The sequence below is a fragment of the Robinsoniella sp. RHS genome, assembly GCF_001029355.1.
Taxonomy (GTDB): domain Bacteria; phylum Bacillota; class Clostridia; order Lachnospirales; family Lachnospiraceae; genus Robinsoniella; species Robinsoniella peoriensis.
On the sequence record NZ_JNGB01000184.1, the window covers coordinates 1 to 2,359 of the forward strand.

The window sequence follows — 2,359 nt, forward strand, 5'->3', positions numbered from 1 at the left end:
GTCACTGTTTTATTTGATGCATTTTTCGGCAATACGGCTGCACTTAGTTTTACAGAAGCCCCTTTCGCTGATAAAACTGCACTCTTTTGTGCCAGTCTCACGCCGGTTACTTTTACAACCGGATCCGGAATGCTTACCGTTACTTTACAAACGGCTGTTTTTCCGCCGTCTTCCGTAGTAACAATAATCTCCGCGGAACCGCTCGCCGCTGCCTTTACCAGTCCGTTTTGGTCTACGGTTACCGACTTTGTATTGGTAGATTTCCAGGTGACATTTTTATTTGCCGCATCTGCCGGAGCAACCTGAGCCCTTAACTGTGCAGTTTCTCCTGCTTTTGTAAAGGTTACTGCCGGCTTATCCAGGCTTACTCCCGTTACTTTTATAACCGGTACCGGAATTTCAGTAAGTCCTGCTGTTGCTTTTTCTAATGCTGCATGAGCTGCATTAACCTGTTCTTGTGTTGCTTCACTGTCATTTAATACCGTCTCAGCCTGATTCATTGCATTTACAAATGCACTCCAGCTATCCTGCGTGTATTTCGACTGGTCTTTTCCGGAAATTGCATCATACAGATTCTTCAGTGCCGTTTTATTGACTTCCGGAACTGGATCTGCATCTGCCAAACCATTAATTGCGTTCTGTAATGCATCTTTTGCTGCATCTGCCTGTTCCTGCACTGCATCCGGATCATCCAGCACTCGTTTTGCTTCTTCCATGGCATCTGCAAATACTTTCCAGGAATCCGGCGTATACTTTGCTTCTTCTCTAGTGGTATTTGCCTCATAAAGCAGCCGAAGCGCCCCTTTGATATCTTCCTCTGTTCCTGCATCTTTCAGCTGAGCAATGGCATCTCTTAATACCTGCAGCGCCTGATTCACATCGTCCTGTGTAGCTGTTTCACTGTCCAGTACCCCTTTTGCCGCTTTCATAGCCTGATCAAATACGGCAAAGCTTTCTTCTGTATAATCTTCTGCTGCCTTATCTGCATTCTGGTCATAAAGTGCCTGTAATTCAGCTTTATCTGCCGGATCCGGAATTTCAGCCAGAACCAGACCTTTAATTGCCTCTTCCAGTGCCGCTTTTGCTGCATCTACTGCATCCTGGTCCGCAGATTCACTGTCCAGTACCTCTTTGGCTGCTTTCATTGCCCCATCAAAAGTATTCCAGCTCTCCAGGGTATAATCTTCAGCCTTTTTACCGGTATTGTTATCATACAATCCCTGTAATTCTGTTTTATCCACCGGCTGAGGTTCTGCTGCTTGTAAGCCTCCAGCTGCCGTTTCCAGCGCTTCCTTCGCTGCATCCACTGCCGCCTGGTCTGCTGTCCCGCTGTCTAATACTGCTTTCGCTGCTTTCATTGCCGTATCAAAAGCTGCCCAGCTCTCTTCAGTATAATCTTCTGCTTTTTTACCGGTGTTTTCATCATACAGATTCTGTAAAGCTGATTTATCAACGGCGGGAGCCTCTGCCTCTTTAAAGGATACTGCAAGGGTATGGTTTCCTGTAATATCCGTAAAGGTATATTGAGCATCGGTTACTTCTGTCTCTACGTTGTCTACCAGTACCTTGCCCACCTCATATCCGTCATCCGGTGTAAAGAAAATGGTCTTGCTGCTCAGTCCGAATACAGTTACACCACCTTCCTGGCTTGCCGCACCGTGATCCCCTGCTGTTACATCAATCTTATACTCCTCTTCTGTAGTGTAATATACCTCTTTGACTGTATAAGTCTTACCTGTTCTTCTGGCACCAAATCCAAACTTTCCGGGTGTCTGTGCATAAGCTAACGTTTTTGTTCCAAGATTTTCGCCGTCCACCCAAAGTGTAATGTCATAATTTGTTGTTCCATTTTTCGTAAACGTAACTTTTAACGTATGCTCTTCGTTTGCTGTAAGCGGGGTTGTCTGGTTAAAATCTCCCCATCCCGGATTATTGCCGGACTTATCATAGAACCATGCCGCCCTTGGTGTTGCCGCCTGGGGATCTACTTCGTATCCAATGCGGATAAATCCGCCGTCCCCTGTCTTGATATCAAACAGGCTCTGGTCACTCAGATTATCAATGGCAAACCTGGTATAGAAAGTTCCTTCTGTAATTTCCGGAGCATTTGTATCAATTGCCATTGGGAAATTATTGTCACTGCCCTTGTTCAGCTTAATCTTTACGCCATCTTCTTCTACTACACTGCTCTCCATCAGATTTCCTGCATAGTCAGCCCTATCATCTACGCTGTAGTCCTGATGGTAGGTAACCTTTTCTGTCTCTTCACCGCTGCCTCCGTCACCTGAAAATGTGACCTCCAGAGTATGGTCATTACGAATATACGCAAAAAGTATAACTGTTGTCCTGTACTTCGTCT

The 2,359-nt window shown here is 45.7% G+C and carries 1 protein-coding gene; it reads right to left on the reverse strand.

Going from position 1 to position 2,359, the window contains the following annotated elements:
* On the reverse strand, positions 1–2,359 hold a 2,359-nt coding region (locus RHS_RS27870; protein WP_047835023.1), incomplete at both ends, for an Ig-like domain-containing protein.